Source organism: Candidatus Binatia bacterium (assembly GCA_036563615.1).
Lineage (GTDB): Bacteria > Desulfobacterota > Binatia > UBA12015 > UBA12015 > DATCMB01.
Genome location: DATCMB010000006.1, coordinates 78,299 through 97,541, shown reverse-complemented (window position 1 = coordinate 97,541; position 19,243 = coordinate 78,299). Strand labels below are relative to the sequence as shown.

Sequence of the window (19,243 nt, the reverse complement as noted above, 5' to 3'; positions counted from 1 at the left end):
CCGGAAACGACCGATAGGCGAGCCGTGGAGCAGGAGGTCCGCTTCTTCGACGAGCTCTCCGCCGAGTACGCGGCGGCGTTCCAGAAGCTCGTCGCGGGCGACCGCGACGGGGAGCGCGAGCTGCTCGCCATGGTCGACGCGATCTGCGCGGGGCGTCCGCGCACCGCGCGCGCCGTCGACTGGGGCGCGGGCACGGGACGCATCACGCGCGAGCTGTGCGCGCGCTTCGACGAGGTCTGGGCGGTCGAGCCGAGCGCCGCGATGCGCGAGCGTCTCGCCCAAGCGGCTCCCGCGGCGCGCGTGATCGCGGCGACGATCGACGAGGCCGTGCTGCCCGAGCGCGTCGACGTCGCGGTGCTGAGCCACGTCCTCTACCACGTGCCCGACCATCTCTGGGGCGCGACCGTCGTGCGCTGCGCGCGTCAGCTCACCGACGACGGCGTGCTGCTCGTCGTGCTCAAGCACCCGGAGAGCGGCTGCAACGCGATGCTCGAGGAGTTCGGCGCGCAGCGCTTCGACCTCTACCGGCTCGCCGAGGATCTGCGCCGCAACCCCGAGTTCACGCTCGAGCTGCGCGCGGCGCCGGGGCGGCTCGTCACGACGTCGCTCGCCGACACGCTCGAGATCGCGCGCTTCATGCTGTGCGACCGCAAGCGCGCGGGCTTCACGCGCCTGCCGAGCGAGCGCGCGTTCGCGGCCTGGGTCGAGAAGCGCTTCTGGGACGCGGAGCGCGGTATCGGCGGCTGGGACATGCCGCAGGCGTTCGCGCTCGTCCGCCCGAACCCGGCGTGGCGGCGCGCGCGCTCGTGAGCCGCGCGGCGCACGCCCGCTGCACGCGCGCTCGACACGCCACCGCTCGACACGTCGCGCGCCCGACGCACGCGCACACGACACGGCACGCGCGCTTTGACAGCCGCGCGCGGCAGGGATCGAATCGGGGAGCGTGCGACAGCGTCCCGCCACCGTGTACGCGCTCGCCCTGCTCCTCCTCGCGGCAACGAGCCTCGCGCCCGCGTCGGCCGCGGATGAGGGCGGGCAACCCGAGCACGTGCCGCCACGGCCGCTGGTCTTCGTCACCATCAACCTGCTGCACGGCGGCGTCGCCTCGGGGCTGTTCGGCGACGAGGCCGGGATCGACGAGCGCCTCGAGCTGATCGCCGCCGAGCTCGAGCGCAGCGGCGTCGACGTCGTCGGGGTGCAGGAGGCGTCGACCGGCCGCGCGCGCGGCAACACCGCCGAGCGCCTCGCCGAGCGCCTCGGCTTCCACTACGTCTACGCGCCGGCGCTGTTCCGCCTGACCGGCTGGTGGCCGGTCGACGACCTGATCGGGCTGGTGATGAACTTCACCGAGGGTCCCGCGGTGCTGAGCCGCTTCCCGATCGTGCGCAGCGAGGTGCGTCCGCTGCCACGCTGCGGCGGTCTGTTCGACGTCCGCGTCGCCGTGCGCGCCGACGTCGAGACACCGTGGGGCGAGATGCCGGTGTTCTCGACCCACCTCTCCTGGGGCGCCTGTCAGGCGGAGGCGCTCGCGCGCTTCGTCGACGAGACGCGCAGCGCGCTGCCGTCGGTGCTGATGGGCGATTTCAACGCCACCGCCGACATGCCGGAGATGGCACGGCTCGTACGCCTCGCGCGGCTCGCGGACGCCTTCCGGGTCGCGAACCCCACCGCGGTCGGCGCGACCGTCTGGCAGAATCCCGCCGTCGAGCAGCGCACGGCGTCGCGTCGGGTCGACTTCATCTTCGTCGGCGCCGGCACCGAGCACACCGCGCGGGTGCTCGAGAGCCGCGTCATCCTCGACGAGCCGCACCGCACCGCCGACGGACGCTTCGTCTGGCCGTCGGACCACTACGGCGTGCTGGCGCGCATCGACGTCGCAGGGTCCCTTTGACTCCCGCGCCTCGGCGCGCCACGCTGGGGGAGTACCGCTCGGATGTCCACGACGAGTGACGACATCGTCGCCTTGGGCGGCAACCTCGAGCCCGAGACGCTACGGCAGGCGTACCGCAACGGCGTCTTCCCGTGGCCCGCGGACGACCTGCCGCTCCTGTGGTTCTGCCCGCGCGAGCGCGCGATCCTCGAGTTCTCGCGGCTGCACGTCCCGCGCAGCCTGGCGCGCGCGCGGCGCAAGAGCCGCTTCCGCTTCACCATCGACGCCGCGTTCGCCGAGGTGATCGAGAACTGCGCGACCACTCCGCGCCCCGGACAGGACGGCACCTGGATCACCGACGAGCTGCGCGAAGCGTACGTCCGCCTGCACGGCCTCGGGATCGCGCACAGCGTGGAAGCCTGGCTCGACGGACGGCTCGTCGGCGGGGTCTACGGGGTCGACACGGACGGCGCGTTCTCCGCGGAGAGCATGTTCTACCACGAGCCCTACGCGTCGAAGCTCGCGCTGCTCTTCCTGATCGACCACCTCGCGTCGCGCGGCGCGGAGTGGATCGACATCCAGGTGATGACGCCGCACATGGAGCGGCTCGGGGCGCGCAACGTGAGCCGCCGCGAGTTCCTCGACCTGCTGCGGCGCACGCGCGCGCGCGGGCTCGTGCTGTTCCCGAACGAGTGACGCGCGCGTCGCGCAAGCGTGACCTCGGGCGCGCGGCACCGCGCCGCGCTACGCCGCTCCTTCGCGATCGCGCCGAGCGCCTACTTCGCGATCGCGCCGAGCTGCGCCGCGGTCATCATCCACTCGAACATCGCCTTGCCGGTCGGCGGCAGCTCGTCGGTCGCGAGGCACGCGACCGCGCCCTTCTTGAAGCGCGTCTCGAACGCGTGCCGTGAGCCGGTGAGCCAGTAAGAGAGCAGCTCGCCGAGGTCGGGCTCGTGGCCGACCAGCGCGACGCTCTCGCCCGCGTAGCGGCCGTTCAGGAGCCGGGTGAGCGCGCGCTCGTCGACGCCGGGCGCGAGCGCGTCGGCGACCTCGATCGGCACGTCCGGGAACGCCTCGCCCAGGATCTCGGCCGTCTGCCGCGCGCGCACGAGCGGGCTCGTCACGATGCGCTGGAGCGTGACCTCGAGCTCGACGAGGCCGCGCGCGGCGCGCTTCATCTTCTTGCGCCCCTCGGGGGTCAGCTCACGATCCTCGTCACGCCCCGAGGCAGACTCCTCCTCCGCGATCGCGTGACGGACGATGTAGACGCGGCGCTCCTTCATGGCTCCTCACCGACTTGCCATGCGTGCCATTTTTTCACGCCGCCCCGCCCGGGACGCTTGCCTGCGCGGTGCGCGTGCAGAAGACGGCGGCATGGACCTCGAGCATGCGATCCTGGCGATCCTCTCGGGCGGCGCGAAGCACGGCTACGCCGTCCGCCGCGAGCTGAGCCATGCGCTGACCGGTATCCGGACCGTGAACCAGGGGCAAGTGTACGCGACGCTCGAGCGTCTGTCGCGCGACGGCCTGGTGATCGCGGAGGACGCGTCGCCGGCGGGTCGACGGCGCGCCTGGGTCGCGTCCGCCGCCGGGCGCGCGCGGCTGCGCCGCTGGCTCGCGCGGCCGCTCGACCTGCGCGAGCCGCGCAGCGATCTGCCGGCGCGGCTCGCCCTGCTCGCGTGGTCCGGCGACGCGGACGCGCTCGCGCGCGTGCTCGGGCGTCAGCGCGAGCGCTGCGCGACGATGGCGCGCCTTCTCGAGCGCCGCGCGGCCGTCGTCGCTCGGCGCGGCGACGCGGCGGGCGACGTCGTGACGCGCGCCTTGCAGCGTCACGTCGCGGCCGAGCTGCGCTGGCTCGCGCGCGTCGAGCAGGACCTCGCAGCACGGGATCGATGCGCGACGACGACCGTCTGCGATTGACACGCGGTGCATGATCTGCGCGCCGCCTCTGGCCTCCGCGCGCGATCGTTCCTACTCGACGCGACATGGAAGGCTTCGACGTCCAGCGAGCATCGTCCACGGGTGCGCTGCCGCCGCGAAGCGACCCGCTCGAGCGCTTCTGCCTCGCGATCTGCCACGACCTGCGCGGACCGGTCGCGACCGCCGGCGCCGCGGTCCATCGTCTCGCGCGCCTCGCGCGCGACGTCGGCGATCTGCGCGCCGACCTGCCGCTGCTGGTCGAGATCGCGCGCCAGAGCCTCGCCAAGGCGGACGAGCTCTTGACGTCGCTGCCGGCGCTGCTCGCGCGCGAGGGCGAGGCGACGCTCGAGACCGTCGACCTGGGCGAGCTGGTCGCGACCGTGCGCGACGACGTCGACGTCGAGCTGCGGCTCGTCGGGGCGCGCTTCGAGGTCCGCAGCCGCCTGCCCGCGGTGCTCGCGGAGCGCGAGCGGCTGCGCATCGCGCTGCGCAACTTGGTGCGCAACGCCGTGCAGCACCGCCGTCCCGACGTCGCGCTGGTGATCGCGCTGCGCGCCTGGCGGCGCGGCGCGATCTGGACGCTCACGCTGTCCGACAACGGCGCGGGCATCCCGCGCGGCGAGCGCGCGCGGGTGTTCGCGCCGCTGCAGCGGGCGTCGAACGCGACCGCGCCGGGCGGCGGTCTTGGCTTGACGCTCGCGCGTCAGGCGATCGAGGCCTGCGGCGGCAGCATCGCGGTCAGCTCGCGTCCCGGCGTCGGGACGAGCTTCGCGATCACGCTGCGCGCGGCGCCGCGAAGCGACGCGTCAGCCAGTCGATCATCGCGCGGTTGAGCTCCTCGGGCTTCTCCTGCTGCGTCCAGTGGCCGCAGTCCCGGATCATGACGATCTCGAGGTCGGACATGAACGACCTCATCTGCTCCGCCATCTCGGGACGCAGCACGGGATCGAGCTCGGCGGTGACCATCAGCGACGGCACGTCGATGCGCGCGCCGGCGAGCTGCGGCGTCGTCTCCCAGTTGCGGTCGAGGTTGCGGTACCAGTTGATGCCGCCGGTGAAGCCGGTGCGCTCGAAGGCGCGCACGTAGACCTCGAGCTCGTGCTCCTCGAGGAACGGCTCGCCCAGCGCCTCCTCGCCTTCCACCAGCTCGACGAAGTTGCGGATCTTGCCCTCGGCGTTCACCGCGCGCGCGGCGAGCTGATCGAGCGGCACGCCGCGACGCATGATCTGCGTGAACACGCGGCGCACGTTGCGCGCGAGCGCGGCGTCGGCGACACCCGGCTGCTGGAAGTGCACGACGTAGTAGTTGTCGCCGAACATCGCGCGGAAGATCTGCGTCGGCGGCATCGGCGCGCGCTGGAAAGCCGGCGTGTTGACGCCGATCACGCCGGCCACGCGATCGGGGTGCAGGAGCGGCATCTGCCAGACGACGAGCCCGCCCCAGTCGTGGCCCGCGAACACCGCGCGCTCGATGCCGAGCGCGTCGAGCAGACCGACCAGGTCGCCGGTCAGGTGGTGGATGTCGTACGCCTCGACGGCCTCGGGACGGTCGGTGTCGCCGTAGCCGCGCTGATCGGGCGCGATCACGCGGAAGCCCGCGTCGGCGAGCGCCGGGATCTGGTGGCGCCACGAGTACGCGAGCTCGGGGAAGCCGTGGCTCAGGACGACGGCCGGGCCCTCGCCCTGCTCGAGAAACGAGATGCGGATGCCGTTCGCTTGGACGGTGCGGCGCTGCGCGCGCGAGAGAGGATCGTAGGCCATCCGGCGACGTTGTCAGGCGCGAAGCAGCGGTTCAAGGTCGCGTCGCGCTCGCTTGCGGGGAGCGACGACGCGACCCGTTCCGCGTGTGCTCAGTGCACGTGGCCCGCGTGGCCGTCGGTGGCTTGCACGATGCCGTGCGCCGCGTGGCTCACGCCGGGGTGCGCCATCGCACAGCCCGCGCCCGCCGGCAGGATCGGCTTCGCCGCGAGCGAGCGTCCGCGCGCGTCGACCTCGAGCGCGTCGAGCTGGGCCGCGCTCGCGACGCCCAGCGCCGCGTCCTCACCCGCCACCGCGGGATCGACGTAGTAGAGGCCGAACAGGTTGAACATCTCGTTCTCGGTGCTCTCGCCGCCGGTGATCGGGCAGGCGTCGCACTCGCCGTCGCCGGCGCCGGGCGACGAGTCGCACGCCGCGTGGTCGTCCTCGCCGTTGCACGGCGCGCCGACCCGTCCCGCCGTGCACGCGACCGGCTTGCAGGTGCCGCCGATCTGTCCCGCCGCGGTGACGCGGACGCGCGAGAGACGCGTCACCTGCGCGGGGTCGGGCTCGTCGTTCGGGCCGAGACCGTTCTCGTAGGTGCCGCAGTAGCGCAGCGTGCGCTCGGCCGGATCGGGCGAGTCGAAGGCGAGCGGCGGATCCCACCAGCCCTGCACCGGGTCGGTGTAGGAGAAGTTCTCGTAGATCATCGTGCCGTCGGGCAGCGTCACCCAGGTGCGCTTGCCGCGCTTGTGGGTGTGCGTCGACAGGTTGAAGAGGCGTGCGCCGCGCGGCAGCACGTGGTCGTTGCAGTAGGTCTCGCGCGTGTAGGGCGGCGCGTTCGGCCGGAAGATGGCCGAGAAGTCGGCGAGCCCGACGACCCCGTACTCCTGGTCGGTCGTGAACTCGTAGTTTTGCTTGACGTGCATCACGCCGTCCTTCTTGGTCAGGTTGAAGGCGTGGCTGTTCCAGTAGACCACACCCTTCATCGGCAGCTGCGCGAACACGCCGGGCAGGTAGTCGGTGCGGTAGACCGGCTGCCCCGCGCCGCCGATCAGCACCAGGTTGCCGGCGCTGCGCGGCCCGTAGCCGATGCAGGCGAGGCTCTTCTGCAGCTCGCTCGCGCAGACGCCGCCGCCGGTGCAGGCGTCGGGCGCCTTGGGGTCGCACGGCGCGCCGATCGCGGTGCCGCCGCGGCAGGTCCACTGGCCGAACTCGGGCGCGTAGACGTCGACGCCGCCGGGCTCGAAGTTCGCGGTCGGGTAGTAGAGGAAGACGTGGTGGCTCTGCGGGTCCTGCCGCACCTCGGTCGCGCCGAAGCGGAACATGGTGCCGCTCGGATCCTGGAACTCGGGCGGCACTTGGTCGGTGACGTCGTAGTAGGTCGCCATGCAGCCTTCGAACTCGGTCTCGGCCTCGAGCACCCACTCCGGCATGGTGAGCTGGAAGCCCTTGCCGGGCGGCGGCGGCGCGAGCGGCTCGATCTCGAGCGGCTCGGGCTCGGGGAGACACGCGCCGAGCAGATCCTCGCTGCCCGGAACCACGCCGGTTGCGGGCGCGCCGGCGTAGATCCACAGCCGCACGAGCTCGAGCTCTTCCTCGCTGAGCGGCGGCATGCCGCTCGGCATCGGTGAGCCCGCCACCTGGTACTGCCCGGGCCGCGTCGCGGCGGCGAGCTTGAGCCACAGGAAGCTGCGCTCCTCGTCGCCCGGCTCGACGCGCGCGAGCGCGCTCGCCGTCGACGGCGCGTCGTACACGCTCGCCCACGCGGCGTCCGGCCGCAGATCGAGCCCGCCCGACGTCGCGCTGCCGTGACACGCGTCCTGCGTGCAGCCACGCCGCTCGAAGATCTTCGTCTGGATGCCCGCGAAGGTGCTGTCGTAGGACTCGGCCGCGTCGGCGCAGGCGGGATCGCCCGAGGGCGGTGGCGCCGTGCCGCCCCCGCCGTCACCTCCGCCGCCGCTGCAGGCGGCAAGCGAGAGGGTAGCGAGGATGGCACAGAGTCGTGCGGCGAGCGCGGCGGGCGGGCGGCGGGTCATGGGCAGTCTCCTCGAGGCGAACGTTCGCGGAGCGACCCTTTCACCCGGCGCATCCGGGCACAACCTGGTTCGGGCCTGAGGGCGCTCTGTCGTCCGAACGGTCGCGAAGGCGGGCGAGCGGACGCGCACCGGATCGCGACGTTGGCCCGCTCGCGGCGAGACGGGTAGTGTCGGCGGCCATGAGAAGGACTTCCGAGCAGCGAACGTGGAGCCGCCGCGACGTCCTGCGCGCCGGTGGCTCGCTCGCCGCGGCGGCGCTGGTCGCGCCGCTCGCGCCCGCCTTCGCCGACGCGCCGGCGCCGTCCGCCGCGCCGGCGACCGGCAAGCTCACGCCCGAGCAGCGCAAGCAGCTCGAGGCCGCGAAGTACGTCTACATCTCGAGCACGCGCAAGGACGGCACGCTCGGCAAGCCGGCCGAGATCTGGTTCGCGCTGATGGACGACGCGGTGTGGGTCGGCTCGTCGCCCAAGTCGTGGCGCGTGAAGCGCATCCGTTGGGGACGACCGCAGGCGAAGATCGCGATCGGCTCGCCGCAGGGGCCGTCGTTCCGCGCCACCGGCGAGATCGTCCAGGACCCGGCGCTGTACGCGAAGTTCTGCGACCAGCTCGCCGTCAAGTATCCCGAAGCGTGGTCGCGCTGGGAGCGCTCGTTCCGCGAGGGCCTCGCGAGCGGCGAGCGCGTGCTGATCCGCTACACGCCGGTCGCGAGCTGACGACGCGCCGATCGCGGGCGTCCGTCGCAGCCGTCGCGCGCTGCGCCGCTCGCCGTCGGCGAAGGCTAGCGGAGATCGAACGACACTGCGCCCGCGCGCGCTTCACGAAGCGCCGGCCGAGTCGAGCGCCGCCACCAGCGCACGCCGTCGCAGCTTGCCGCTCGCGGTGCGCGGCAGAACGTCCGTGACGATCACGCGGCGCGGCAGCTTGTGACGCGCGAGCCGCCGGGCGCACGCCGCGCGCAGCTCCTCGAGGCTCGGCGCCGTGCCGTCGCGCGGGACGATCCACGCGCACACCGCCTGCCCCCACTCCGGGTCGGGAACGCCGGCGACGCCCGCGTCGGCGATCGCAGGGTGCTCGAGCAGCACGCCCTCGACCTCCTCCGGCGCGACGTTCTCGCCGCCGGTCACGATCACGTCGTCGGCGCGGCCGAGCACCGTCAAGCACCCGTCGGCGTCGAGCGCGCCGCGGTCGGCGGTGCGCAGCCAGCCGTCCGGCGCGAGCGGCTGCGCTCGACCGCTCTCGTCGAGCACCGCCGCGGCGATCGTCGGACCCGAGATCTCGAGGTCGCCGACCTCGCCCGGCGCGGCGAGCGTGCCGTCCTCGCGGCGCACCCGCACCTGCGTGCCGTCGAGCGGCCGGCCGACGAAGCCCTCGTGCGGCACGTCGTCGCACGGACGCGCGGTCGCGACCTGCGAGCAGGCCTCGGTCATGCCGTAGGTCGGCGCCACCGGCCAGCCCGCAGCGCGCGCGTCGCGCACCAGCGCGAGCTCGGCGCGCGCGCCGCCGAGCAGCAAGGTGCGCAGGCCGTGCGGCGCCGCACCGGGCGCCGCGAGCAAGCGGCGCAGCATCGTCGGCACGACCGAGAGCTGCGTCACGCGTCGCTCGCGCAGCGCGTCCAGCACCGCGTCGATCGAGAAGCCGCGCTGCAGGACGACCGTCGTCCCCGACACGACCGCGCGCAGCAGCAGCGCGAGCCCCCCGACGTGGTGCAGCGGCAGGCAGGCGAGCCAGCGCTCGTCGGCGCGCACGCCGAGCCGCGCGGCGCTCGCCCGCGCGCTCGCGAGGTGGTTGCCGGCGCTCAGCACGACCGCGCGCGGACGCCCGCTCGTCCCCGACGTCATGACGATCGTGTACGGCGCCGCGAGGTCGATGCGCGGCGTATCGGCGTCCAATGGCTTGACCTCGCACGGCAGCGAGCCGAGCGGCGCGTCGTCCGCACCGCCGACCCAGGACACCGAATGGTAGCGCTCGGCGACCGCAGACGCGGCCGCTGCCGCTCCTTCCGCCGCGACCACCACGCGCGGCCGGACCATCGCCGCCGCGCGCAGCGCCTCGTCGACCGTCGCGCGCGGATCGACCGGCGCGAGCGCGACGCCGGCGCGCGCCGCCGCATGCACCAGCTCGACGAGCGCGGTGCCCGTCGGCAGCAGCGCGAGCACGCGTGCGCCCGGAGCGACCCCCGCCGAGCGCAGCCGCGCGCACAGCTTCGCGACGCGACGCTCGAGCGCCGCGTACGTGATCTCGGCGCCGTCCGGCGCGACGAGCGCCGGGTGCTCCGGCCGAAGGCGCGCCTGATCGTACAGCCAGTCGCGCACCATCACGCAGCCTCCCGCAGCCAGGCGGACGATCGCGGATCGAGCGTGACGCCGAGGCCGGCTCCGTCGGGGAGCGGCATGCGCGGCGCCGGCACGATCGGCGCGTCGACCAGGTCCGTCGCGAGCAGCGCCCCGGTCGCCACACCGTGCGCGAGCCGCTCCGCGGCCGGCGTCAGGTGCTGCACGACGGCCGCGAGGTGCAGCGCCGCCGCGGTCGCGACGCCCGCGTCGAGCCCCGTCGTCACCATCACGCCGAGCGCGGCCGACCGCGCCGCCGCGACCGTCTCGAGCGCGCGCCGCAGGCCACCGACCTGCACGAGCTTGACGACGACCACGTCCGCCGCGCCGAGCGCCGCGATCCGCCGCACCGCCTCCGGCCCGGTCACGGCCTCGTCGGCGGCGATCCGGATGCCGCGCGTTTGCGCGAGCGAGCGCACCCGAGCGAGCCCGTCGAGGTCGCCTGCCGCGACCGGCTGCTCGAGCAGCTCGAGCGCGCGCGGCGCCAGCGCCGCGACGGTCGCGCAGGCGTCGTCCGCGCTCCAGGCGCCGTTCGGGTCGATGCGCAGCGCCACCGTCGGGACGGCGTCACGGATCGCGCGCACGCGCGCCGCGAGCGTCCGCCGATCCGCACCGGCTTTGAGCTTGACGGTCTCGTAGCCGGCCGCTGCCGCGGCGCGCGCCGCGGCGATTTCGTCGTCGCCGGCGAGCAGCGCGCTCGCGTCGACGTCGCAGCGAGCGCCGCCGAGCAGCTCCGCGACCGCGACGCCGCGCACGCGCGCGAGGAGATCGTGCAGCGCGAGGTCGATCCCCATCGCGACCGCCCCGCCGAGACGCGTGGCCACGTCGATCAGCTCGTCCGCGCGCGCGATGCTCGCGCCGCAAAGCCAGCGCGTCGCCTCGCCGAGCGCGCTACGGAGCCGCGGCAGCGCGTCCTCGCCGTCGTGCGGGTGCGGCGCTGCGTCGCCGAGCGCGACGTGGCCGTCGTCCGTGCGGAGCCGCACGACGCAGCCAACGCGTCGCGCGAGCGTCCCGCGCGCGGTGGCGAGCGGCGTCGCGAGCGGCACGGCGTAGGGCAGCAGATCGACGCCGACGATCGTCACGGCGCGCCCACCGCAGCGCCCGCTGCGACGCTCGGCGCGAGCGCGATCCCGGCCGCGAGCAGCGCGCCGAACACGAGATGGAGCCGCGCGGTCGCGGCGAGCGCGCCGTTCAGCGCGGGACCATCGGTCTGCCGCGCGACCGCGCGCAGCGGCGCGCGCGCCGCGAACGCCGCCCCGAGCGCGAGCAGAGCGCTCGCCGGCGCGAGCCCGCTCGCCCACAGCACGAACGGCGACGCGAGCGCCGCGACGACCAGCGCCGCGTAGAGTCGACGCGCAGCCCCCGCACCGATCCGCACCGCGAGCGTGCGCTTCCCGGCGCGCGCATCGGTCGCGACGTCGCGCACGTTGTTCACGACCAGGATCGCGGACGCCAGCATGCCGACCGGCAGCGACGCCGCGAGCGCCAGCGCCGAGACGCTGCCGCGCTGCACGAGCTCGGTGCCGCAGACCGCGACCGGACCGAAGAACGCGAGCACGAACGGCTCGCCGAGCCCGCGGTAGGCGAGCGGAAACGGCCCCGCGGTGTAAGCGACCCCGGCCGCGATCGACAGCGCGCCGAGCAGCAGCGCTGCAGGCCCCGCGCGCAGCACGAGCACGAAACCGAGCGCCGCGGCGAGCGCGAACGCGATCGCACCGCCGCACGCCATCGCGCGCGGCGTGATCCAGCCCGCCGCGACCGCGCGCGTCGGACCGAGTCGCTCGGGTCCGTCCGCGCCGCGGCGATGGTCGCCCCAGTCGTTGACGAAGTTGGTGCCGATCTGGAGCAGCAGCGCGACCGCGAGCGCGAGCGTCGCCGCGATCGCGTCGAAGCCGCCCGCGTGCGCCGCGCACGCGCTGCCGACCAGCACCGGCGCCACCGCGGCGGGCAACGTCCGCGGCCGCGCCGCCGCGACCCAGCACGCGATGCTCGACGGGCGCGGCGCGGCGCACGCCGGCTGCACCGTCACGGCAGGTGCGGGAAGCGCGAGAAGTCGGGCGCGCGCTTCTCGAGGAACGCGTTTCTCCCCTCCTGCGCCTCCTCCGACATGTAGTAGAGCAGGGTCGCGTTGCCGGCGAGCTCCTGGATGCCGGCGAGGCCGTCGGTGTCGGCGTTGAACGCCGACTTGAGGCAGCGGATCGCGAGCGGGCTGTGCGCGAGGATCTCGCGGCACCACTGCACGGTCTCCTCCTCGAGACGCTCGAGCGGCACGACCGCGTTCACGAGCCCCATCTCCAGTGCTTGACGCGCGTCGTAGCGCCGGCAGAGGTACCAGATTTCGCGCGCCTTCTTGTGGCCGATGATGCGCGCCAGGTGGCTCGCGCCGAAGCCGCCGTCGAAGCTGCCGACGCGCGGACCGGTCTGGCCGAACACCGCGTTCTCGGCGGCGATCGTCAGGTCGCACACCACGTGCAGCACGTGTCCGCCGCCGATCGCGTAGCCCGCGACCATGGCGATCACCGGCTTCGGCAGGCTGCGGATCTGGCGCTGCAGGTCGAGGACGTTGAGCCGCGGCACGCCCTCGTCGTCGAGGTAGCCCGCGTGGCCGCGCACGCGCTGGTCGCCGCCCGAGCAGAACGCCTCGTTTCCGGCGCCCGTCAAGATCACGACGCCGATCGACGGATCCTCGCGCGCGTCGTGGAACGCGTCCGAGAGCTCGAACAAGGTGCGCGGCCTAAACGCGTTGCGCACCTCGGGACGGTTGATCGTGATGCGCGCGATGCCTTCGGCGACGTCGTACAGGATGTCGTCGTAGCGACGCTTGGGCTTCCACTCGATGTGCATGTGATGACTCCGTTGCTGGTTCAGGCGGCGCCGGCGGTGCGCAGACCGACGGCGTCGCAGAGGAACGGCTCGACCGTCTCGAGCCAGGCGTGCGGTCGCTCGAGGTGCACCGTGTGACCGGCGTCCGAGATCAGCGCGACGCGCGCGTCGGGCAACGCCGACGCCATCGCCTGCGCGATCGCCGCATACTTGACGTCCTTCTCGCCGGCGATCAGCAGCACGGGGACGCGCAGGCCCGGCAGGCGCTGCCACAGCGGCTCCATCTCGCCCGTGCCCATCGCGCGCAGCGCCGCGGCGTATCCTGCAGCGCTGCCCGCGAGTCGGCGCGCACGCTCGCGCTCGCGCACGGCCTCCGGCAAGCTCGCCTGCGTCGCGAACAGCGGCTGCGCGAGCCAGCGGTCGACGAAGGCGACGAGCCCGTCGCGCTCGATCGCATCGGCGAGCGTCGCATCGGCCGCGGCGCGCGCGCGGCGCTCGTCGGGATCGGCGATGCCCGGCGACGCGCCCTCGAGCACCAGCGCGCGCACGCGCGACGGGTGATCGAGCGCCGCCCGCAGCGCGAGCCGTCCGCCGAGCGAGTAGCCGAGCCAGCACGCCGCACCGACGCCGTGTCGGTCGAGCGTCGCCATCAGCGCGTCGGCGACCTGCGGCAAGCGCGCGCGCGCCGGATCTTCGGGCGCCGGCGACGCGCCGTGGCCCGGCAGGTCGAACGCGAGCACGCGGAAGCGCTCGGCGAGCCGGTGGGAGAGATCGCCCCACGCGGCGGCGCTGCCGGTGAAGCCGTGCAGCAGGACGAGCGGCGGACCGGAGCCCACGACGCGCACGTGCAGATCGAGCGTCATGCGGACACCGTGTCTCGCGCGGCCTCTTGCGCGGCGGCGCGCACCGCACGCGCGCGCGCCTCTTCCCACGCCGCCCGTGCCGCCTCGCGTGCGTAGCGCAGCTCGACCACCGCCGCGCGCCCGCACGCGAGCCCGTCCTCGATCGCCGGAGCGAGCTGCGACGGATCGGTCACGCGCGTGAACCGTGCGCCGTACATCTCGACCACGGGCTGAAAGTCGAGCCCGGTGGGCGTCGCGAAGTGCTCCTCGTAGCCGTCGCGGTACGCGGCGATCGGAAGGTGGTCGAAGATGCCGCCGCCGTCGTTGTTCAGCACGACGAACAGCGCGCGCACGCCGTGCCGGCGCACGGCGAGGAGGCCGTTCAGGTCGTGGTAGAAGGTGAGGTCGCCGCACACGCCGACGGTCGCGCGCGACGGATCGCTCGCCGCGGCCCCGAGCACGCTCGACACGAAGCCGTCGATGCCGTTCGCGCCGCGGTTGACGAGCACCCGCGCGGGTGCGGCGTCGAGCGGCCAGAAGGCGTCGACCGCGCGCACGGCGAGGCTGTTGCCGGCGTACAGCGTCGCACCGGACGGCAGCGCGCGGGCGAGCGTCGCGACGGCGTGCGCCTCGAACACGGTCGCGGCCGCTCGTTCCGTCGAGCATCCCTCGCGCGTGCGGACCATAGCGACGGCGTCGTCGAGCGCCGCGCGCGCGCGCCGGCCGGCGTCCCGCCAGCGGGCGAGCCACGCGTCGCGGGCGTCGCCATCTCCGCGCCGGACGCCCGCGAGCGCGCGCAGCGTCGCGACGCGCGCCGCGAGGCTCGCGCACACGACGGCGGGCGCGCCGACCACGAGGTGCGACGCGACCGAGCCCGGATCGGCCCAGGTCGCTGCGGGATCGATCACCACCTGCAGCACGTCGTCGCGACGCGCGAGCCAGGTCGCGAGCGCCTTCGCGGTCGGCATCGCGCCGATGCGCACGATCGCGTCGGGCGTGTCGTCCGGCGCGGCGTCGTCCGCGAGCAGCGCGCGCGTCACCGCGTCGTGCGCGTCGACGGCGTAGGCGAGCGCCGGACCGCGACGCAGGTTGGACGCGACGTCGGCCAGCAGCGGCGCACGCAGCGCGGCGCACAGCCCCGCGACCGCGGGCACGAGCGCGACGTCACCGTCGTCGAGCCAGCCTGCGACGACGAGCGGACGCCGCGCCGCGCGCAGGAGACGCGCGACGTCCTCGAGCGCGTCGGCGTCGGGCGCGACCTGCGCGTGCGCGCTGCGCGTCCAGGCGACGCTCGGTGCGCTCGACGCCGTCGTCGCTGCGCTCGACGTCACTGACGCCGCGCCGTCCGCCGCGCCGCGGCCGCGCACGGCCGCCGTCCGCAGCAAGGACGCCGCGACGTCGCCGGACACCTCGCGCGGATCGAGCGGCTCGCGGAACGGCAGGTTGAGGTGCACCGGCCCCGGCGGCGCACCGGTGTCGCCGCGCGCGACCGCGACGGCCCGGCACGCGATCGCGCGCACGTGGCGCGCCGCCTCGACGGTCGCATCCGGCGTGCCGAGGTCGAAGGTCCAGCGCACGTGCGTCCCGAACAGGCCGTGCTGATCGATCGTCTGGCCGGCGCCGCAGTCGCGCAGCTCGGGCGGCCGGTCCGCCGTCAAGAGCAAAAGCGGCACGCGCGCGTGGAACGCCTCGATCACGGGGGGCAAGAGGTTCGCGACCGCGGTGCCCGACGTGCAGACGATCGCCACCGGCGTGCGCGACGCGCGCGCGAGGCCGAGCGCGAAGAAGCCGGCGCAGCGCTCGTCGACGTGCGACCAGAGCTGCAGGCCGCCGTGCGCGACCAGCGCCGAGACCAGCGGCGCCGAGCGGCTGCCGGGCGACACGCAGACCGCGCGCACGCCGCAGCGCGCGAGCTCGTCGACCAGCAGCGTCGGGGCGAACGCGGTCCGGTTCGGGATGCGCCGTGCGGCGCCGTCGTGCGCGGCGACGCGCGCATCGTCGCACGTGCTGGCGGCGCTCGGGTCGAGCGCGCGCGGCTCGGCAAAGCGGAGCACCTAGACCTCCAGCAGCGCGTGCAGCGTCGCACGCAGCTTGAGCCGCGTCTCCTCGAGCTCCGCTTCCCAGCGCGAGCCGCGCACCAGACCCGCGCCGGCATGCAGGATCGCGCGCTCGCCGCGCAGCAGCGCGCTGCGGATCGCGACGCCGAGCTCGCCCGAGCGACGGTCGCGGGCGTCGAGCCAGCCGAGGCAGCCGCCGTACCAGCCGCGCGCGACGTTCTCGTGCGCGAGCACGCGCTCGCGCGCCGCGGCGCGCGGCACGCCGCAGATCGCGGGCGTCGGGTGCAGCACGCTCGCGACGTCGAGCAGGCCGACGCCGGCACGCAGCCGTCCCGTGATCGGCGTCCACAGGTGCTGCACGACGGCGGTGCGCAGGATGCGCGGCGCGCGCGGCACGCTGAGGCGCCGGCACAGCGGCCCGAGCCGCTCGATCAGATCGTCGACCACAGCCGCGTGCTCGGCTCGGTCCTTGACGCTGGCGCGCAGCGCCCTCGCGCGCGCGCGGTCGTCCGACGCGCGCTCGCCGCGCGGCGCGCTGCCGGCGAGCGCACTCGTCTGCAGACGATCGCCGTCGACCCGCGCCAGCAGCTCGGGCGTCGCGCCGACGAACGCCGAGCCGCCCTGCAGCACCGCGAACACCGCACACCCCGGATGGGCCGCGCGCAGCCGCGCCGCGACCCGCAGCGGATCGAGCGGCGCGCCGGCGTCGACCTCGACCGCGCGCGCGAGCACCACCTTGTCGATGCGACCCGCGTCGAGGTCGGCGAGCGCGTCCTCGACGGCATGGCGCCACGCGGCTTCGGGCGCGAGCGCGCGCACGCGGAAGCTCGGCGGTCGCGACGGCGCCGCGTGAATCTCCCGCGCCCGGCGCCCGCGCGCGAGCGCGCGTGCGAGCCCGCTGCGCGTGCGCTCGAGAAGCTGCTCTGCCGACTCGCGACCGCCATCCGCCGAACCGCTCGCGACCGCGACCAGACGCGACTGGCCCCCGCGCCGCACCAGCGCGAGCTCCGGCAGCACGAGCTGCGCGGACGGGAAGTCGCGCCACGGTCCGGTCGTGCGCGCGTCGGCATCGAAGGCGAAGCCGCCGACCAGCACCGTGCCGGGAGCGCACTGCGCCGAGGGCACGTCGTCGAGCGCAGCCAGGACGTCGGCGAAGCGGCTCTCGCCGCGCGCCTCGATGCGCGTCACGGCGCCGATCGCCGCGACGTGCTCGTCCGTCGCGTCGCGCTGCCACAAGAAGCGGCGCTGGCCCGGGAACGCAGCGAGAAAGTCGAGCGGGTCCTGCGCGCCGTCGAGCACAAGGGACGCGCTCGCGACCACCTCGCGCGCCTCGCGGCGTCGCGCGGCGCGGCTCATGCGGCGCTCCGGACGCGCGACGCGCGCCGCGCGGTGAGAAGCTGGACCGCGCCCAGCCCGAGCGCTCGCCGGCGCACGTCCGCGAAGCCCGACGCTTCGATCGCGCGCATCAGCTCGGGCGCGTCGGGCAGGTATGCGGTCGAGGCCGGCAGGTAGGCGTAGGCGGCGCGATCGGCGAGCAGGCGACCGATCAGCGGCACCGCGCCGTGGAACCACAGCCGGTGGCCGGCGCGCAGCAGCGCGCCGCGCGGGGTCGCGACCTCGAGCAGAGCCAGGCGTCCGCCCGGGCGCAGCACGCGCGCGGCTTCCTCGAGAAAGGGCGCGAGCGCGACGAAGTTGCGCAGCGCGAACGCGCACGTGACCACGTCGACGCTCGCGTCGGCGAGCGGCAGCGCGAGCGCGTCGCCGCGCACCAGCCCCGCGCCGAGACCGCGCCGTCGCGCGACCGCGAGCATGCCCTGCGCGAAGTCGACGCCGACGACGCGCGCGCCGCGCGCGCGTGCGAGCTCGATCAGGTCGCCCGTGCCGCAGGCGACGTCGAGCACGCGGTCCCCCGGCGCGATCTCCGCCGCGGCGATCGTCGCGCGCCGCCAGCCGCGGTCGAGGCGCAACGTCATGACGGCGTTCAGGCGGTCGTAGCGCGGCGCGATGCGGTCGAACATCGCGCGCACGAAGTCCGCCTTCTCTTCCGCGGCGGGCAGCGTCATCGCCACGTGACCTCGAGGCGTCCCGACTCGGTTGCGTCGAGCGCGACCTCGAGAGCGCGCTTCTCACCACGCTCCTCGAGGCGCGCGAGCGCGACCGCGATCAGCGTGCGCTGGAAGTGGTGTGCGACCAGCGACGTGATCGCCGGCATCAGGCGCTTGAAGCTCTCGACCACCTCCTGCTCGGGCCGCTCCTCGCCGCTCTTGGTGCGGCGCACGTAGCGCTCGAACAGGTCGGCCGCGCGCTCCGCGACCTCGCGCGTGTTGCTCGCGTGCGTGATCGCGAGACCGAGCAGCTCGGTGAGCGGAAAGCCCTCGCGGAGCAGCGCGAGCGCGGCGCGCGCCATCGCGACGTCGGCCTCGCCGTAGCGCGGCTCGCCGCCGACCTTCACCGGCTCGAAGAGCCCCGCGTTCTCGACCGCGGCGATCAGCTCCTCCGAGACGCCGGACGCGGAGGCGAGGTCGGCGCGCGTGAGCCGCTGCTCGCCGCGCTGCTCGGCGATCGCGCGCTCGAGCGCGGTCGCGCGGCGCTTGCCCTTGCCGCCCTCGAGCATGCGCTTGATGACCGCGAGCGGCAGGCCCTCGCGCTGCAGCTCGCGGATGCGCCGCAGCAGCTTGAGGTGCGCGTCGGAGTAGAGGGCGCGGCGTCCGGCGCGCTTCGGCGGCGGCAGCAGACCCTGCGCCTGGTAGTAGCGCACGGTGTCGACCCGGACGCCCGCGGCCTCGGCGAGCTGCTCGACCGAGTAGTTCATGTGAGTGAGTACTCTGTAAGTGAGTACTCACATCGTCGCAATGGCGTCGGGCCGCCTTACGATACGATCCGCAGCGTGAGCTGACGCGGCACGGGCTTCACCTCGACGATGCACTGCGGGTCGTCGTGCCGCGGGTCGTTGACCCAGCTCGACACCGGTGTGGCGACGAGCTCGCTCGCCGGCAGCGGCGCGAGCAGCGGACGCAGGCGCTCGACGTCGTGCACGTCGCGGTCGAGCCACAGATCGAAGGCGTCGGGCGGCAGGATGACCGGCATGCGGTCGTGGATCGGACGCACGAGCTCGTTCGGCTCGGTGGTGAGGATCGTGCACGACTCGATGCGCGTTCCGTCCTTGCCCTTCCAGCGCTCCCACAGGCCGGCGAACGCGAAGGGCTTGCCGTCCGGGCGGTGCAGCCAGAACGCCTGCTTCGGACCGCGCGGACCTCCCTGCGCCTGCCACTCGTAGAATCCGTCCGCGGGCACGAGACAGCGGCGCTCGCGCAGCGCGTCGCGGAAGGCGGGGCTCGTCGCCGCGGTCTCGGCGCGCGCGTTGATCATGCGCGCCGCAGGTCCGGGCTCCTTCGCGAACCAGGGCACGAGCCCCCAGCGCAGCAGGTCGAGCGAGCGCTTCTCCTCGCCGCGCCGGACGCGCACCACGGGCACGTCCTGCCCCGGGCAGACGTTGTAGCGCGGCGCGAGATCGATCGGCTCGTCGATCCCGAGCACCTCGGCGATCACCTTGGCGGGCGACGTGATGGTGTAGCGGCCGCACATGAAGTGGTGCAGTAGCACGCCCAATGTGACATGACCGTCG

19 protein-coding genes are annotated in these 19,243 nt (G+C 74.6%); 6 read left to right on the top strand and 13 right to left on the bottom strand.

From position 1 onward, the window contains the following. The first annotated feature begins 24 nt into the window (after nt 1-24). The 3 genes from VIS07_03380 (at nt 25) to aat (ending at nt 2,566) form a co-directional block, all read left to right on the top strand. Entirely contained in the window at nt 25-810 is a 786-nt protein-coding gene (locus VIS07_03380; protein ID HEY8514537.1) for a methyltransferase domain-containing protein, read from the top strand. Between the two features lie 133 nt (nt 811-943). Further along, nucleotides 944-1,891 carry an endonuclease/exonuclease/phosphatase family protein gene (locus VIS07_03375; protein ID HEY8514536.1) on the top strand — a complete coding sequence of 316 codons (948 nt, stop codon included), beginning with the start codon at nt 944-946 and terminating at the stop codon, nt 1,889-1,891. A 42-nt stretch (nt 1,892-1,933) separates the two neighbouring features. Continuing rightward, entirely contained in the window at nt 1,934-2,566 is a 633-nt protein-coding gene (aat, locus tag VIS07_03370; GenBank protein HEY8514535.1) for a leucyl/phenylalanyl-tRNA--protein transferase, read from the top strand. A gap of 80 nt (nt 2,567-2,646) precedes the next feature. Here aat and sixA read toward each other — a convergent pair whose 3' ends face one another. Continuing rightward, the gene (gene sixA, locus VIS07_03365) at nt 2,647-3,153 is read right to left on the bottom strand and encodes a phosphohistidine phosphatase SixA (protein ID HEY8514534.1); all 507 of its coding nucleotides are present in this window, start codon (nt 3,151-3,153) and stop codon (nt 2,647-2,649) included. 91 nt (nt 3,154-3,244) lie between these two features. Here sixA and VIS07_03360 point away from each other — a divergent pair, with 91 nt between their 5' ends. Next, on the top strand, nt 3,245-3,790 hold the full coding sequence (locus VIS07_03360; GenBank protein HEY8514533.1) for a PadR family transcriptional regulator: 546 nt from the start codon (nt 3,245-3,247) through the stop codon (nt 3,788-3,790). Between the two features lie 65 nt (nt 3,791-3,855). Next, entirely contained in the window at nt 3,856-4,623 is a 768-nt protein-coding gene (locus VIS07_03355; GenBank protein ID HEY8514532.1) for a HAMP domain-containing sensor histidine kinase, read from the top strand. Here the strand turns inward: VIS07_03355 and VIS07_03350 are convergent. Both VIS07_03350 and VIS07_03345 read right to left on the bottom strand, forming a co-directional pair. Further along, nucleotides 4,565-5,551: an alpha/beta hydrolase gene (locus tag VIS07_03350; GenBank protein ID HEY8514531.1), complete on the bottom strand. Its 987-nt coding sequence runs from the start codon at nt 5,549-5,551 to the stop codon at nt 4,565-4,567. The two genes, VIS07_03355 and VIS07_03350, sit on opposite strands and share 59 nt — an antisense overlap. 89 nt (nt 5,552-5,640) lie before the next feature. Beyond that, the gene (locus tag VIS07_03345; GenBank protein ID HEY8514530.1) at nt 5,641-7,566 is read right to left on the bottom strand and encodes a hypothetical protein; all 1,926 of its coding nucleotides are present in this window, start codon (nt 7,564-7,566) and stop codon (nt 5,641-5,643) included. A 179-nt stretch (nt 7,567-7,745) separates the two neighbouring features. On the opposite strand from VIS07_03345, the gene VIS07_03340 reads away from it, so the two are divergent. After that, the gene (locus tag VIS07_03340) at nt 7,746-8,279 is read left to right on the top strand and encodes a hypothetical protein (protein HEY8514529.1); all 534 of its coding nucleotides are present in this window, start codon (nt 7,746-7,748) and stop codon (nt 8,277-8,279) included. A 102-nt stretch (nt 8,280-8,381) separates the two neighbouring features. Here the strand turns inward: VIS07_03340 and menE are convergent, their stop codons facing one another. From menE to VIS07_03290, 10 genes are read right to left on the bottom strand one after another with little or no spacing between them, the layout of a single operon-like run. Next, entirely contained in the window at nt 8,382-9,881 is a 1,500-nt protein-coding gene (menE, locus tag VIS07_03335) for an o-succinylbenzoate--CoA ligase (GenBank protein HEY8514528.1), read from the bottom strand. Further along, nucleotides 9,881-10,978 carry an enolase C-terminal domain-like protein gene (locus VIS07_03330; protein HEY8514527.1) on the bottom strand — a complete coding sequence of 366 codons (1,098 nt, stop codon included), beginning with the start codon at nt 10,976-10,978 and terminating at the stop codon, nt 9,881-9,883. The genes menE and VIS07_03330 overlap by 1 nt, the downstream gene beginning before the upstream one ends. Then, nucleotides 10,975-11,925, bottom strand: a complete 951-nt coding sequence (locus tag VIS07_03325) for a 1,4-dihydroxy-2-naphthoate polyprenyltransferase (protein HEY8514526.1) — start codon at nt 11,923-11,925, stop codon at nt 10,975-10,977. Before VIS07_03325 ends, VIS07_03330 begins: the two co-directional genes overlap by 4 nt. Next, the gene (menB, locus tag VIS07_03320; GenBank protein HEY8514525.1) at nt 11,922-12,740 is read right to left on the bottom strand and encodes a 1,4-dihydroxy-2-naphthoyl-CoA synthase; all 819 of its coding nucleotides are present in this window, start codon (nt 12,738-12,740) and stop codon (nt 11,922-11,924) included. Before menB ends, VIS07_03325 begins: the two co-directional genes overlap by 4 nt. Nucleotides 12,741-12,760: 20 nt before the next feature. Next, nucleotides 12,761-13,582: a 2-succinyl-6-hydroxy-2,4-cyclohexadiene-1-carboxylate synthase gene (gene menH / locus VIS07_03315; protein HEY8514524.1), complete on the bottom strand. Its 822-nt coding sequence runs from the start codon at nt 13,580-13,582 to the stop codon at nt 12,761-12,763. After that, entirely contained in the window at nt 13,579-15,615 is a 2,037-nt protein-coding gene (menD, locus tag VIS07_03310; protein ID HEY8514523.1) for a 2-succinyl-5-enolpyruvyl-6-hydroxy-3-cyclohexene-1-carboxylic-acid synthase, read from the bottom strand. Before menD ends, menH begins: the two co-directional genes overlap by 4 nt. Continuing rightward, nucleotides 15,616-16,974 (bottom strand): isochorismate synthase, encoded by a 1,359-nt coding sequence (locus VIS07_03305; protein HEY8514522.1) that lies wholly within the window; start codon nt 16,972-16,974, stop codon nt 15,616-15,618. Continuing rightward, entirely contained in the window at nt 16,971-17,681 is a 711-nt protein-coding gene (locus VIS07_03300; GenBank protein HEY8514521.1) for a ubiquinone/menaquinone biosynthesis methyltransferase, read from the bottom strand. The genes VIS07_03305 and VIS07_03300 overlap by 4 nt, the downstream gene beginning before the upstream one ends. After that, on the bottom strand, nt 17,678-18,430 hold the full coding sequence (locus tag VIS07_03295; GenBank protein ID HEY8514520.1) for a MerR family transcriptional regulator: 753 nt from the start codon (nt 18,428-18,430) through the stop codon (nt 17,678-17,680). The genes VIS07_03300 and VIS07_03295 overlap by 4 nt, the downstream gene beginning before the upstream one ends. 56 nt (nt 18,431-18,486) lie before the next feature. After that, nucleotides 18,487-19,221 (bottom strand): SOS response-associated peptidase, encoded by a 735-nt coding sequence (locus VIS07_03290; GenBank protein HEY8514519.1) that lies wholly within the window; start codon nt 19,219-19,221, stop codon nt 18,487-18,489. Nucleotides 19,222-19,243 lie beyond the last annotated feature (22 nt).